We start from the raw sequence: 240 nt of genomic DNA, 5'->3' as shown, positions 1-240 counted from the left end.
GCGCCCGCCGCTGCGGAGTGGCGCGTCCATTTCCGGCCCAATCCCAACGCGTTCGACAATGGCGCCGAGCCGCTGCTCCTGGTGCGCGAACTGGTGCGCATGGGCGGCCGCGTAATCGCCTGCGACACCGGGACGCTGCCGTCGCTGACCGCGATGGACCCCGACTCCTCCTATCTCGCCTGGGAAGTGGCGATCCCGGCCAGCGTCGATGCCGAGGATATCAAGGCGGTCTTCGAATTC

The 240-nt window shown here is 68.3% G+C and carries 1 pseudogene; it reads left to right on the top strand.

From position 1 onward, the window contains the following. Positions 1-240, top strand: a pseudogene (locus AX685_RS22230) (chemotaxis protein CheA); the annotation flags it as partial.

It is taken from the genome of Sphingomonas sp. CCH9-F2, assembly GCF_001556735.1.
GTDB classification, from domain to species: Bacteria; Pseudomonadota; Alphaproteobacteria; order Sphingomonadales; family Sphingomonadaceae; genus Sphingomonas; species Sphingomonas ginsenosidimutans.
Note: the sequence above shows the minus strand (reverse complement) of the source record. Positions and strands in the feature narration are given on the sequence as shown.